Genomic DNA, 14,028 nt, shown 5'->3' with positions numbered 1-14,028 from the left:
CCCAATAAATGAATGTGTATTTAAGGAATTAATCGAGCTGTGTGCCAGCTTTATTTTCTTGCGCACGCTTTGGTGCGTCTTTGCGACGCTGCTCTAAATCAGCGGCTCTTGCTGCTGCAGCCTTTTGCTTTTCATCAAACTCGCGTTGATTATCGGCACGCTCTGCTGCTTTTTCAGGGGAAGCACGTTCAGCTGCACGCTTTTTATCTTCTTGATCTTTGATGCTCTTGCGCAAATTTCGCTGCACTTCATGCAGCGCACGCTCTTGGTCGCTGATTGGATCAATTTCTTTGCGGTAATCCGCACGAGCACTGCGCAAGCAGTAATTTACCCAGTAATTTTGATAGCACTCTGAGGATGCTTTACCCCAGCGATACTTGGCCCAATCCCGTTGGAGCTCAAGCTCTTGCTCGATCTTGTCGAGCTTATCGAGCTCAGCCTCTTCGGCAGGCGTAGCTAAAGCTATCCCACTAAAAGAAGAGACTAGTAAAAATATTCCAAGGAATATCTTTGAGTGAAGCGAAAGACCTCCCCTCAAATTTCCACCTTGGCGCCTAATTCCACCAAACGGTTTGCGGGGATCTTAAAGAAGTCTGACTGACGACCAGCATTTTGATACATCCAGCAGAACAAACGTTCACGCCATAAAGCCATACCCGGAATCTCAGTGGACACAATCGTGTCACGCGAGAGGAAGAATGAGGTATTCATCAAATCAAATTTAAGATCGGAGGATTTCTCGATCAACTCAATAATCTGACCCATATCTGGGGTCTCATTAAATCCATAGACAGCGCGAACCACATAAACCCCGTTACCCATATCGCGCAAGGTGATGCGCTCCTCATCCTTTACATAAGGCACATCCCAAATACTGACTTTTAAGAAAAAGACGCGTTCGTGGAGTACATGGTTATGTTTGAGGTTATGGAAAAACGAGACGGGAACATAATCTACGTGGGCTGTTAAGAACACGGCAGTTCCCTCTACGCGATGCGGAGGATGCTGCATTAACGCCTCGATAAAACCCTTGAGCTCAATACCGTTGTTTACGGCATTTTGACGTAGCAACTTACGCCCTTGGTACCAAGTCATCAGGAACAAGAAGCAGACTGCGCCTAACAAAAGTGGGAACCAACCACCTTCCATGATCTTTAATAAGTTTGCAGTCAAGAAAGCCAAGTCCACCGCCAAGAAGGAGCCAATAACGAGAGTGACCAATAAGGTATTCCAACGCCAGACTACGCGCATCACGATAGCGGCCAGGAAGGTTGTCACAATCATAGTGGTTGTTACCGCAATACCGTAGGCAGCGGCTAAATTTTCTGACTTCTTAAACGCCAGGACCACCGCGATCACCAGGACCAATAAAGTCCAGTTCACAAAGGGCATATAAATCTGCCCAATCTCACGATCCGATGTGTGACGCACTTTCATACGCGGAACAAAGCCCAACAAAATGGCCTGGCTAGTCATAGAAAATGCGCCAGAGATCACAGCCTGAGAGGCAATGACCGTTGCAGCAGTAGCGAGGATAACTAATGGAAATACAAATGGCTCAGGAACCATCAAGAAAAAGGGGTTGCTAATCGTTTCAGGGTTATCCAAAAACATCGCGCCTTGGCCAAAATAATTTAGCAGTAAGCATGGCATCACAATAAAGAACCAGCCCATTCGAATTGGCTTGATACCAAAGTGCCCCATGTCGGCATACAAGGCCTCAGCACCCGTGAGCACCAAGAAAACTGCGCCCAAAACAATAAAGCCCTGCAGCGCGTGCTCATCCATAAACCGAATGGCATACAAGGGATTAATGGCAGCAAAAATACTCGGGTGCTGCACTACCTGAAATAAGCCCATCAAGCCAATCACCACGAACCAGATCACCATGATTGGACCAAAGAGCTTACCCACCACGTCGGTGCCAGTCTTCTGAATGAAAAACAGAATCACCAATATCAGCACAGTAATTGGCAATACAAAACGGGTAAGATCACTAGAGATCACCTCTAAGCCCTCTACTGCTGAGAGTACTGAAATTGCTGGGGTAATAATGGCATCGCCATAAAACATACAGGCCCCAAAAACGCCGGCCATAATAATGAGTAAGGATCGCTTGGAGCCGTTTGGGGCTGTGCGTAGAGCAAGTGCCATCAGCGCCAAAATTCCACCTTCGCCATGGTTATTTGCGCGCATCACGAACAAGACATACTTCAGGGATACCACGATTGCGAATGCCCAGAACACCATGGAGATCACGCCATAAACCGCATCCGCAGAAAATGGGATGCCATGATCAGGACTAAAACATTCTTTTAGAGCGTAGAGTGGGCTAGTACCAATGTCCCCAAACACAACACCGATGGCGGCAAACATAAGAGCAATCGAAGCACCCTTTTTATGTGGGTGAGTCTCGCGTGAAATCTCAACCGGCCTCAGTAAGGACGATTCTGAAAACTCTGGATTACTAACTGACATAAACCATTCCTAGCGTGATGTTGCGTGGCAATATGTTACTCCTTAAAAGCACTCCTTAAATCTGGAATTTTTAGCAAAAAACCGCTTATTTATGCGTCTTTTGCAGGAATACCTCGACAGAGACCCCTAAAAAATGGTAGAATCTCAGCTTCAGACGCGGGGTGGAGCAGTCTGGCAGCTCGTCGGGCTCATAACCCGAAGGTCGTAGGTTCAAATCCTGCCCCCGCAACCAAGAATTACGTACTAAGCCCTTAATTTATAAGGGCTTTTTGCTTTTTTGGACATAAAAATGCCCGATTTCTCGGGCATTTTACAAGCCGCTTCAAGGGGTTATGTCAATTGAGAACTCTGTAACCCCTGCCACTCAAGCAGCGCTTGACCACTGCTTCTTGAGCTTGATTACCGCTATAGGCGCCGCCCGCACCTCCAATAACAGCGCCAGCACCAGCAGCCTGAGCAATTCCAGTTTTATTGCCTCCGGTAACGAGGCCCAATAAGCCACCCACTACCGCGCCTGCTCCAGCACCTTTAGCCGCTGTTGATCCCATACCGGACTGATCTTTTGCATAAGCCTGGCACTCTTGGAGATCCTTTTCGTAGGATGCTTCATTCACACCCTTCATATCCACAATTGGACGCACATCAGCACCAGCACAACCGACCACGGTAATTGCTACTAAAGAACATACTGTTACTAATTTTTTCATTACTCACTCCTCATCACTTAATGAGCATTCCTATGCCATAAACGTTTTATATCATGCCGTAAAAATTGTGTCGAAGAGTTTCTCCTCAATCCAAACATCCAGATTTGCGCGCCGGTTTTTGGGGATTGATAAAAAGGAATCCCCAAGTCTTCATAACGTGCAGATACCGTTGGATGCGGATGTCCGTAGCGATTGCGATACCCATTTTGCGCAAAGGCAATATCAGGCTTGAGTTTCTTTAAGAAATCCAGAGAAGATGAAGTCTTACTTCCATGATGAGGGGCCATCAATACCACCTGACGATCACCTATAGCATTTAATGCTGTCTGATTTAAGCGCGCCACAATCTCTGCTTCGCCCTGACTCTCAACATCCCCTGTAAGCCATAAAGAATGTTGCTGATTTCTCACTTCAAGAACACAGCTCATCTCATTGGGCCTCATAGAATATTGCTCCTGAAAGAGCGTGCTCTCATGTGGATGCCAAATAAGAAAGTCTACGCCATCCCAATTCCAGCTTTGGCCGTAACGACAAGGTAGACTCGGAATCTTTCTGTTGTGCAAATTTAGGAGCAAGGGATTTCTTGCGGGCAAGGTTCCCAACATAAAGCCAAATGGAACGTGTCTTAATAGAGAAGCAGCACCACCAATATGATCACTATCACTATGACTGATGACCATTCGATCCACTCGATTAATCCCCTTGCCGCGCAAGAAAGGCAATATCGTGCGCTGACCTGCGTCATCTTTTTTGCCTTGAATCGGACCGGTGTCATACAGCAGTGTTTTATGGGTTGTTTCAATCAGTACTGCAGTTCCTTGCCCAATATCTAAAATCGTCGCCCGGAACTCACCGGATTTAAGAGATGCCGCCCCTAAATTTGCAAGCGGTGTAAGCAATAGAAAACAAGGCATCAATGCAATGAGTCGAGGCGCCCAAGATTGCTTAAGAGCTCCAGGTCGTATTGCGTATACAAGCCCAATACCTGAGAAGATTAACCAGAGCCAATCTGGTTGCTTGGCCCATATTACAGACCAATTCCAGTTGGCCATCCATTCCAACAGCATTGCCAGATACTCCATCGTGGCATGGGCAGGCAACAGCAAATATCTCCCTACAAAGTCTGGCAGCAAGGCTCCTGCAATAGCCAAGGGGGTAACAATATAACTAATGATCGGAATAGCAAATGCATTTGCAAAAGGAGAGACAGCCGAGACTTGATAAAACCAAAATAAGGTAAAGGGCAACAAAGCAATGGTGACAACTGCCTGTACCCGACATGCTTCATATAAAGCGTGCGATAGTCGATTTTTCCAATGCACCTCATGCTCTTTCCCAGTGGGAATACCCAGTAAGCCTGCTGAATCGCCCATTGCATACAAAATTGCAGCAACCGCGCCAAATGACAACCAAAAACCTGGTGTGTAAGGCGCCATTGGATCAATGATCAAAACAAATGCTAAAGCCCACCACCAAATATCAAATGCACGAGGATTTCTGCCAGTCCACAGAGCAAACGCCACAACACCAACCATATACATCGTTCTTTGCGCTGGAATCTGAAATCCTGCCAGCCATGCATAAACAAACGCCGTTAAGAATCCTGATGCGGCAGCAACTTTACTGACTGGAATTATCAGAGGCCAAGTACAACGCCGCCAAACCCATGCGGCAACAGCAGCACCAACTCCCGACAACATCGTGACATGAAGACCCGAGATGGAAATAAGGTGACCAATACCGGTAGCGTTAAACACGCGCCAATCTTCTTGATCAATCGCATTCTGATCACCCATGACTAAAGCAATCATGACACCGGCATAGCGAGCATCCTTTGGCAAAAGGGATTGAATTTTTTGGCGTAACTTCCAACGAGCCAGCTCCATTTTCAAAGCCAATTCAGTAATACCAATATCCCTAGATGCTAATAACTCCCCCGCTCTTACTGAACCACTCGCGCCATAGTTTTGATGAAATGACCAACGTTCAAAATCAAAGGCATGAGGATTTAGAGAGCCATAGGGTCGCTTAAGCTTAGCCTTGAAGCGCCAACGCTGGCCAGGAATCACTTCAGGGATTTCATCGGCGCTCCTCCAGGCTGGCTGCCAACTCAGATAAACCCGCTTCGGAAACTGTTCTGCAGTTTTCGCTCCAGAAAATGCCTGCTGAATCTCAAAGGCAAACTTTGCTCCAGACGAATCACCCTGGGGTAAGGCGACGATCCTCCCGACCAAGGAAACCTCTACGCCCTCCAATGTTTCTGGAAGAATATTGTTTAGGCGCATTTCCGCATAATGTGCATTCCAAGCAAAGCCCAAAGTGAAAAGCAAAAAACCAATTGCTAAGCGGCGAATCCATGCAATGCTCGGCAAAAGCCAGACGGCCAAAAGACATAAGAGGACTATCGCCACGGTGATGTAGAGCCAGAATGGCGGTACTTGCTTCAAAAACAAAAGGAGCGATCCCCCGGCGATAAACGCCGTAATTGCTAAACGCAACAATTTAAGAGACTAAAGAGTGAGAGGAACTACCAGCCAGCAGCGCTGACCAACGCGGTAACGCGGTCATTGCATTGGTCCATACGGCAGAAGCAAATGCAGACGGGGCCATACTACGAATATCCGCCAACTCTTGAGCAATTCTAGGGAGAAAAGCAGGCTCATTAAATGCAATGCCCTCTTCTCGTAACCAGGCTGGCGGAATATCAGGCGCATCGGTTTCGGTAACAATGGAATCGAGGGGTAAATCTTTGAGTAACCTACGAATTTGCAATGCACGCTCATAAGTAGAGGCGCCCCCAAAACCCAACTTAAACCCGAGCTCAATAAATTGCTCCGCCTGCTGAAAGCTTCCATTAAAGGCATGGGCAATTCCACTAGGGATATTGCGACGGCGAAGTGCTTTGAGGATAGCGTCTTGCGAACGTCGTACATGCAAAATCACTGGTAACTGATATTTCTGAGCCAAATCCAATTGGGCATTGAAAAAGAATTCTTGCTTGTGGGGATCTAAGCCTTCAACAAAATAATCCAAGCCAATTTCTCCGACCCCCACAAAACGAGGATCCTGAAGTGCTTCAATCAATGCCGCTTCAAGTATTGCAAGATCATCCTCATGAGCTTGATTGGTATATAGCGGATGGATGCCGAGCGCATAGACTAACCCTGGAATTTCCTGGCCATATTGAGAGGCCAAGCGTTTTACGCTCCGAAAGTCTGCGGCCTTCACTGCGGGCAACAATATAGCCTGCACATTTTTCTCTTTTGCAGCAGAGATGATGGATGGCAGCGAACTTGAAAACTCTGGCGCATCTAAATGGCAATGGGTGTCGATCCACATAGGATGTTGGCTCATTGCGAAAAGGTTTTTAGTGCTCCACGCTTTAAATGCAAAATACGATCACAGCGTTTAGCCCGAACAGGATCATGCGTCACGATCACAAACGCTGTCCCTTGCTCACGAGCAATATCTAACATCAGATCAAAAACACCGTCTGCCGTTTCAGTATCCAAATTACCAGTTGGTTCATCTGCCAAAACGCAAGCTGGGTTCCCTACTAAAGCCCTCGCTACAGCAACACGCTGACGCTCACCGCCCGATAACTCGGCCGGAGTATGCAATTCACGATTAGATAAGCCAACTGCTTTGAGCATCTTGCTCGCCCGCTCCATGGACTCATCATTACTGAGGCCCCGAATGCGCAAGAGCAAGGCAACATTCTCAACAGCACTAAATTCATCCAAGAGATGATGGAATTGATAGATAAATCCTAAGCTCTGATTACGTAATTGGTCTAATTTTGAAACCGACAACTGATTGATATTGGCACCATTTAAGAAAACAGAACCAGCGCTTGGTGTATCCAAGCCGCCCAAAAGATGCAATAAGGTGCTCTTACCTGAACCAGAGGATCCCACAATGGCCACCTTCTCGGATGGTAATACCGCCAAATCTACTGCCTTCAAGACTTCAACCGCGGTGGGGCCTTGGCCATAGGTTTTAGCCAGGCCATTTGCCAAAAGAACATGTTGATTACTCATAACGAAGTGCCTCTGCCGGCTGTACCTTGGCTGCACGACGACTTGGATATAAAGTCGCAAGCACGGAAAGGCTAAACGCCATTAATCCAACGGTCACCACATCGCCCAATCTGACATCCGATGGCAATTCGCTGATGAAGTAAACCTCACGTGGCAAGAAACGCACTCTAAAAATAGCTTCAATCGCCGGAACAATGACATCAATGTTTAAAGCAATCAACAAACCCAAGCCAACGCCTGCTAAAGATCCAAGCAGACCAATTGCTAAGCCTTGTACCAAAAATATTCTCTGAATTAAACCCGGACTCGCGCCCATGGTTCGCAAAATAGCGATGTCTGCTTGCTTCTCATTTACCGTCATTACCAAAGTAGAAACCAAATTAAATGCAGCTACTGCAATAATCAAGGTCAAGATGATGAACATCATCTTCTTCTCGGTTTGAACGGCTGCAAACCAATTGCGATTGGAGCGCGACCAATCGCTTACCCATAATGCTTGCGGAACTACGGCAGCCAGTTCATTAGCGACTTCTGGGGCACGCTGCATATCGTCTACCTTGATGCGTAAGCCCGAAGGGTCATGCAAGCGCAATAAGGCTGCTGCATCCTTCCAATGAAGAATGGCCAAGGAACTGTCATATTCATAATGACCGCTATCCACAATTCCTACTACTTGCAAAGTACGCATACGCGGCATTGCACCAGCAGGCGTTAAATCACTTTCGGGAACGATTAAATTAATACGATCGCCCACATGAGCACCCACTATCGAAGCAAGCTGTGCGCCTAAGGCAACACCAAAACCGCCTGGCTTAAGGTCATCAATGCTGCCAGCAACGAATTGCTTTGGAAGATCGGAAACGTTGCCCTCCTCACTGGGGGAGATGCCGCGAATAGCAACACCACGCATGACGTTGTCACGCGCTAGCAAACCTTGCGAACTCACCATGGGTGCTACACCCACTACGTGCGGCTGACTTGCTACTTTTAATGCCAAGGGCTCCCAATTCGCCAAACCATCTGGGGCAGTAATTTCTACATGGGACAGCACAGATAGCATGCGGTCCCGGACTTCCTTTTGGAAACCATTCATGACTGACAGAACCACGATCAGAGAGGCAACGCCCAAGGCGATCCCTGCGGTGGAAATTCCGGAAATGAAGGAAAGGAAGCCATCACGCTTGCCAACGGTCTTACGACGCTTGGAGCGGGTATAGCGTAAGCCAATTTCTAGCTCAATAGGAAGTCTCAACATATCCACAGTTTAGACAATTGCAGGGGCAAACTGATGGAATACTCAAATGCCACCTAAAATCAGGGGAATGACTGCGAATTCAAGCTCTTTACCCGCCGCTTTACGGCGCCTAACCCTCATGGTGTCTGGGGAAGATTCCTTAGACGACCAGGATGCTGGTGATCAGCCTCGGAAGGGGCTGCCTCATGAGCGCTACCTATTGGGAGAGCAGGTCCCGCTTGCGCCAGTACTGCTGCTTGGCCAATCTCAGCAAGCAGTTGATCCAGAGCAAAACATTGCCTGCTTACAGCCTGTTCATCTGCATGCGACACGCGATCATTTAATTTTGATGGGTCAAAATCAGATTGATCTGACTAAGAATGAAACTGATGAACTGCTAAATGCAGCCCGACCCTTCATTGAAGAAGACTTTGGGCATCCAATTTTATTTCATGATCAACACTATTGGTTTATTGCTGCCGGTCCTTTTGAGAGTTTGGCAAGTTATAGCGTGGACCAAGCCCATGGACGCAATATTGATTGGTGGATGCCACGCGACACCCATCAAGAAGGGGTCGCCAAAATTTGGCGCAAACTTCAAAACGAAATTCAAATGCTCTGGCATATTGACCCTGTCAATGAGGCACGCGAGGCACGAGGCTTACCTAGCATCAACTCCCTCTGGATTAGCGGCATCGGTAAGCTGGCAAATGTGAAAATGCCTGTTCATCTAACTAAGTCCCAGCAGATCTATAGCCACCACCCCTTGATGGCTGGGCTTGCCAAGCATGCTCATATTCCCTTTGCTCGGGACGTAGATCTCAAAGGATTAGTGAATGCGTTTGTATGGTCAGAGCGCCCAGATACTCTCTGGCCCCACCTCCAGCAAGCCTTGGAGCAGAAACAATTAGATGAAGTTCTGATTATTGACTTTCCCGATGGAAAAACTCGGGAGCGCATATTCACAGCAAAGAGCCTGAATAAAAAATCTTGGGCCTTTTGGAAAAAAACAGAAACGCTCACCTGGAAAGAAATTATTTCTTCATGAGTCTTTTTTCCCAACGCCCTTTCTCTGAGCGTACCGCTACCTGGCTAGAGCAAAGTGGCCTTCATCCATTACTTGCTAGGTTATATGCAGCACGCGGACTTGAATCGCCCGAAGAGCTATCTCTAGAATTAAAAAATCTCATCCCTCCAACTGAACTCAAGCATTGCTTAAGCACAGCCGCTCTACTTGCAGATATTCTGGAGAAAAAAGAGTCGATGCTCATCGTGGCAGACTATGACTGCGATGGTGCCACCGCCTGCGCTGTGGGTTTACGAGGTCTGCGGATGCTTGGCGGGCCTGATACCCCGATTCAGTTTCTAGTACCCAATCGTTTTACGATGGGGTATGGCTTAACGCCCGAGGTGGTTGAGTTGGCTGCACAACAAAACCCTAAACCCAAATATCTCATTACTGTCGACAATGGCATTGCCAGTGAAGCCGGGGTAGATCGTGCGCGCGAATTAGGCATGGAAGTCATTGTGACGGATCACCATCTTCCCGGTGACCGCTTACCAAAAGCCACCGCCATTGTGAATCCCAATCAACCAGGCTGTCCATTTCCGAGTAAAGCACTGGCTGGCGTTGGTGTGATGTTTTATTTATTGGTGGCGTTGCGCGCAGAACTTCGTAAGCGCGGTAAATTTACCAATGAGACACAACCCAAGGTTGAAAATCTATTAGACCTCGTAGCTCTTGGTACCGTTGCAGACGTTGCACAACTTGATCGCAATAATCGCGTGCTCGTTTCAAATGGTTTAAAGCGCATTCGTGCCGGCATCTCTCAGCCCGGCATACAAGCCTTATTCCAAGCCGCTACGCGCGATCCTCGCAAAGCCAATACCTTTGATCTGGGCTTTGCCATTGGCCCACGACTCAATGCCGCTGGGCGTCTAGCAGATATGACCTTGGGCATTCGTTTGCTAATAACTGACAATGCCGATGAAGCCATGACGCTGGCACAGGAACTCGATCGCATCAACCGCGAACGGCGCGTAATTGAAACCGGTATGCAAGAAACTGCACTGGCTCATCTCTCAGAAGATCAATTGGCTGGCACAATGTCTCAACGCAATAGTATTTGTTTGTGGAATCCAGAATGGCATCAAGGGGTTGTCGGGATTGTGGCCTCACGCTTAAAAGAGCGCTTTAATCGACCAGCGATCGTATTTGCGCCAGCCGATGGCAATACTGGTGAAGAATTGCGAGGCTCCGGCCGGTCATTAACAGGATTTCACTTACGCGATGCATTGGATATTGTGTCCAAGCGCGAGCCTGGTCTGATTCTCAAATTTGGCGGCCATGCCATGGCCGCTGGACTCACTATTCGTAAAAGTGATTTCGAAAAGTTTGATACTTGCTTTCAGGCAGTGGCGAACAGCCTTCTTAATGATGAGCTGTTAGAGCGCCGACATATTCATGATGGCATTCTCCAGCCATCAGAGTTCACCCCTGAAATTGGGGACCTGCTCGCCGAAGAAATCTGGGGACAAGGCTTTCCTCAACCGGTTTTTTATGGCGACTTTGAAATCACCCAGCAAAGCCTGATGAAAGAGAAGCATTTAAGGTTGATGGTCCGCCCTCTAGGCGATGATTCCTCGAAAAATACGCTCCCCGCTAAGCCGCTCACCGCGGTTTGGTTTAATCGCACACAAACCTTGCCAGCCAAAGCCAAACTTGCCTATCGCCTCGTCACTGACCGCTATCAGGGCCAAGCCCGCGTGCAGCTGATGATTGAAGCGCATGATGAAGCCGCTGGAACCTGAGAGCCTCCTGCAATAACCCCCTTATAATTAGGGGATGGAAGCCGAACAACTCAATACTATTTCAAATACCCTATCCGATCTGCTCACCCGTGAGCAAGCACTTCGGGGGTATCTTTGACTTCGAAGTAAAGTCACGACGCCTTACTGAAGTTAACTCGATCCTCGAAGATCCCACCATTTGGGATGATCAAAAGAAAGCACAAGCGCTAGGCAAAGAGAAGAAATTGCTCGATGGCGTAGTTGCCACTCTGACAGATTTAAATACCAATATCACTGGTGCCATTGAATTATTCGATATGGCTAAAGAGGAAAGTGACTTTGAAACGATCGCTGCGATTGAGCAAGATGTTGAGAGTTACAGCAAGGTCATTCATGATCTTGAGTTCCGCCGCATGTTCCATAACGAGATGGATTCTTGCAATTGCTTTATTGACATTCAGGCAGGCGCTGGAGGTACTGAGGCTTGTGACTGGGCCAGCATGCTGTTTCGCCAATATCTCAAATATTGTGAGCGCAAAGGTTACAAAACTGAAATTCTGGAAGAGTCTGATGGTGATGTTGCTGGCATTAAGAGCGCCACTATCAAGGTTGATGGTGAATACGCCTATGGACATCTACGCTCTGAAACCGGTGTCCATCGCTTAGTACGTAAATCTCCATTTGATTCTTCAAATGGACGTCACACCTCATTTGCATCGATCTATGTTTACCCAGAGATTGATGACTCCATTGAGATTGAAGTCAATCCTGCCGATATTCGCACTGATACCTATCGCGCATCGGGCGCCGGCGGTCAACATATTAATAAAACGGATTCTGCTGTGCGCTTAACCCACATTCCCACCGGCATTGTGGTGCAGTGCCAGAACGACCGCAGCCAGCATCGTAACCGCGCTGAGGCGATGAGCATGCTCAAGTCACGTCTCTATGAACATGAGATGCAAAAGCGTCGTGCCGAGCAAGATAAGTTAGAGGCAAGCAAGACTGATGTAGGTTGGGGTCACCAAATTCGCTCCTATGTTTTAGACCAAAGCCGTATTAAAGATTTAAGAACTAACGTTGAGATTTCCAACACGCAAAAAGTATTAGACGGCGATCTCGATGCCTTTATTGAAGCTAGCCTGAAACAAGGCGTTTAATTACCGACTGATATGAACGATAAAACCAATTCAGCTAACACCCCAGCTCCAGCTACCGAAGTAGTGGATGAGAATCACATCATTGCCGAGCGTCGCGAGAAGCTTGCCAAGCTACGTCAAAATGGCGTTGCCTTTCCAAATGATTTTGTACCAACCCATTTGGCTGCCGACTTACATACGCACTATGACAGCCTCACTAAAGAAGAATTGGCTGAGAAGAAAGTTCATGTCAAAGTCGCTGGCCGGATGATCCTCAAGCGCGTGATGGGTAAAGCCAGCTTTGCCACCATCCAGGATCGCAGCGGACAAATTCAGTTTTATATTAATGATGAGTTGACCGGTGCAGACACCCATGGTGCTTTTAAGCACTGGGATATGGGTGACTTTATCTCCGCAGAAGGAAATCTATTTAAGACCAATAAGGGCGAGCTTTCAGTGGAGTGCAGCAACTTACGCTTATTGAGTAAGTCACTGCGTCCCTTGCCTGATAAGTTCCACGGTCTCTCAGACCTAGAAACCAAATACCGTCAACGCTATGTGGATTTGATTGTGAATCCCGAAAGCCGCAATACCTTTAAGGCGCGCAGCAATGCCATCGCCTCTTTGCGTCGTCACATGCTTGATGCCGACTTCATGGAAGTTGAGACACCGATGCTCCATCCTATTCCTGGTGGCGCAGCAGCTAAACCCTTTATCACTCACCACAATGCTTTGGATATGCAAATGTTTTTGCGTATCGCACCTGAGCTCTACCTCAAGCGTTTAGTGGTTGGCGGGTTTGAGCGTGTATTTGAAATCAACCGCAACTTCCGCAACGAAGGGGTTAGCCCGCGCCACAATCCAGAATTCACCATGATGGAGTTCTATGCGGCCTATACTGATTACCGTTGGTTGATGGACTTCACAGAAGGTTTAATCCGTGCAGCAGCCATTGATGCGCAAGGTACAGCAGTACTGACCCATCAAGGTCGTGAACTCGATTTAAGCAAACCATTCCAACGCCTCACCATCAATGAAGCCATCCTCAAGTATTGCGGTCAGTCAGGTAAGAGTTATGAAGCTGCCCAATTGGAAGATGCAGGCTTCATCCGCGCTGAATTGAAAAAAGGCGGTGAGAATCCTGATTCCCCCACCTTGAAGAATGCTGGCATTGGCGCATTGCAATTAGCGTTATTTGAATTGGTTGCAGAAGAACATCTCTGGGAGCCAACTTACATCATCGATTACCCAATCGAAGTCAGCCCACTCGCCAGAGAGTCAGATACTCGCCCAGGTATTACTGAGCGCTTTGAGTTATTCATCACTGGTCGCGAAATTGCGAATGGTTTCTCTGAGCTCAATGATGCCGAAGATCAGGCCAATCGCTTCCGCAAGCAAGTAGAGCAAAAAGAAGCAGGGGATGAAGAGGCCATGTACTTTGATCATGACTTTATCCGCGCCCTCGAGTACGGCATGCCCCCAACAGGCGGCTGTGGTATTGGTATCGACCGCTTGGTGATGCTTCTCACTGATGCACCCAATATTCGTGATGTGATCCTCTTCCCGCATTTGCGTCGCGAAGAAGAATAACCATCCAAAGAATCGAAGATAAAACAAAAGGCACCCTAGGGTGCCTTTTT

11 protein-coding genes and 1 tRNA gene are annotated in these 14,028 nt (G+C 47.7%); 5 read left to right on the top strand and 7 right to left on the bottom strand.

From position 1 onward, the window contains the following. Positions 1 to 28: 28 nt before the first annotated feature. Positions 29 to 538: a hypothetical protein gene (locus tag ICN24_RS03835; RefSeq protein ID WP_216221442.1), complete on the bottom strand. Its 510-nt coding sequence runs from the start codon at positions 536 to 538 to the stop codon at positions 29 to 31. Next, the gene (locus tag ICN24_RS03830; RefSeq protein ID WP_216222220.1) at positions 535 to 2,376 is read right to left on the bottom strand and encodes a potassium transporter Kup; all 1,842 of its coding nucleotides are present in this window, start codon (positions 2,374 to 2,376) and stop codon (positions 535 to 537) included. Before ICN24_RS03830 ends, ICN24_RS03835 begins: the two co-directional genes overlap by 4 nt. Before the next feature lie 257 nt (positions 2,377 to 2,633). On the opposite strand from ICN24_RS03830, the gene ICN24_RS03825 reads away from it, so the two are divergent. Next, positions 2,634 to 2,710 (top strand) — tRNA-Met (locus tag ICN24_RS03825). 103 nt (positions 2,711 to 2,813) lie between these two features. On the opposite strand, the gene ICN24_RS03820 is transcribed toward ICN24_RS03825, so the two are convergent. From ICN24_RS03820 to ICN24_RS03800, 5 genes are read right to left on the bottom strand one after another with little or no spacing between them, the layout of a single operon-like run. Continuing rightward, positions 2,814 to 3,185 (bottom strand): glycine zipper family protein, encoded by a 372-nt coding sequence (locus ICN24_RS03820; protein ID WP_216221440.1) that lies wholly within the window; start codon positions 3,183 to 3,185, stop codon positions 2,814 to 2,816. 17 nt (positions 3,186 to 3,202) lie between these two features. Further along, positions 3,203 to 5,686, bottom strand: a complete 2,484-nt coding sequence (locus tag ICN24_RS03815; RefSeq protein WP_255532551.1) for a DNA internalization-related competence protein ComEC/Rec2 — start codon at positions 5,684 to 5,686, stop codon at positions 3,203 to 3,205. Between the two features lies 1 nt (position 5,687). After that, positions 5,688 to 6,524, bottom strand: a complete 837-nt coding sequence (locus ICN24_RS03810) for a TatD family hydrolase (RefSeq protein ID WP_216222216.1) — start codon at positions 6,522 to 6,524, stop codon at positions 5,688 to 5,690. A gap of 11 nt (positions 6,525 to 6,535) precedes the next feature. After that, a complete protein-coding gene (locus tag ICN24_RS03805) occupies positions 6,536 to 7,225 on the bottom strand; it encodes an ABC transporter ATP-binding protein (protein WP_216221438.1) in 690 nt (229 codons plus the stop codon). After that, entirely contained in the window at positions 7,218 to 8,480 is a 1,263-nt protein-coding gene (locus tag ICN24_RS03800; RefSeq protein ID WP_216221436.1) for a lipoprotein-releasing ABC transporter permease subunit, read from the bottom strand. Before ICN24_RS03800 ends, ICN24_RS03805 begins: the two co-directional genes overlap by 8 nt. Positions 8,481 to 8,547: 67 nt before the next feature. On the opposite strand from ICN24_RS03800, the gene ICN24_RS03795 reads away from it, so the two are divergent. The 4 genes from ICN24_RS03795 to lysS all read left to right on the top strand — a co-directional run bounded on the left by ICN24_RS03795 (position 8,548) and on the right by lysS (position 13,978). Next, entirely contained in the window at positions 8,548 to 9,507 is a 960-nt protein-coding gene (locus ICN24_RS03795) for a hypothetical protein (protein ID WP_255532550.1), read from the top strand. Next, entirely contained in the window at positions 9,504 to 11,270 is a 1,767-nt protein-coding gene (recJ, locus tag ICN24_RS03790) for a single-stranded-DNA-specific exonuclease RecJ (protein WP_216221432.1), read from the top strand. Before ICN24_RS03795 ends, recJ begins: the two co-directional genes overlap by 4 nt. A 34-nt stretch (positions 11,271 to 11,304) precedes the next feature. Continuing rightward, positions 11,305 to 12,409 (top strand): peptide chain release factor 2 gene (gene prfB, locus ICN24_RS03785; RefSeq protein WP_216221430.1). Its coding sequence is split into 2 segments (ribosomal slippage): positions 11,305 to 11,376 and positions 11,378 to 12,409, totalling 1,104 coding nucleotides; the frame shifts between segments, so codons are not numbered across the junction. Between the two features lie 12 nt (positions 12,410 to 12,421). Beyond that, a complete protein-coding gene (gene lysS / locus ICN24_RS03780; RefSeq protein ID WP_216221428.1) occupies positions 12,422 to 13,978 on the top strand; it encodes a lysine--tRNA ligase in 1,557 nt (518 codons plus the stop codon). The last annotated feature ends 50 nt before the right edge of the window (positions 13,979 to 14,028 follow it).

The organism is Polynucleobacter sp. UK-Kesae-W10 (assembly GCF_018881575.1).
GTDB lineage: Bacteria > Pseudomonadota > Gammaproteobacteria > Burkholderiales > Burkholderiaceae > Polynucleobacter.
Note: the sequence above shows the minus strand (reverse complement) of the source record. Positions and strands in the feature narration are given on the sequence as shown.

Excerpts from the sequence above, each read along its gene's own strand:
- ICN24_RS03830 (WP_216222220.1), bottom strand. The coding sequence starts at position 2,376 with ATGTTTGCCGCCATCGGTGTTGTGTTTGGGGACATTGGTACTAGCCCA.
- ICN24_RS03820 (WP_216221440.1), bottom strand. The coding sequence starts at position 3,185 with ATGAAAAAATTAGTAACAGTATGTTCTTTAGTAGCAATTACCGTGGTC.
- ICN24_RS03810 (WP_216222216.1), bottom strand. The coding sequence starts at position 6,524 with ATGTGGATCGACACCCATTGCCATTTAGATGCGCCAGAGTTTTCAAGT.
- ICN24_RS03805 (WP_216221438.1), bottom strand. The coding sequence starts at position 7,225 with ATGAGTAATCAACATGTTCTTTTGGCAAATGGCCTGGCTAAAACCTAT.
- ICN24_RS03800 (WP_216221436.1), bottom strand. The coding sequence starts at position 8,480 with ATGTTGAGACTTCCTATTGAGCTAGAAATTGGCTTACGCTATACCCGC.
- ICN24_RS03795 (WP_255532550.1), top strand. The coding sequence starts at position 8,548 with ATGACTGCGAATTCAAGCTCTTTACCCGCCGCTTTACGGCGCCTAACC.
- recJ (WP_216221432.1), top strand. The coding sequence starts at position 9,504 with ATGAGTCTTTTTTCCCAACGCCCTTTCTCTGAGCGTACCGCTACCTGG.
- lysS (WP_216221428.1), top strand. The coding sequence starts at position 12,422 with ATGAACGATAAAACCAATTCAGCTAACACCCCAGCTCCAGCTACCGAA.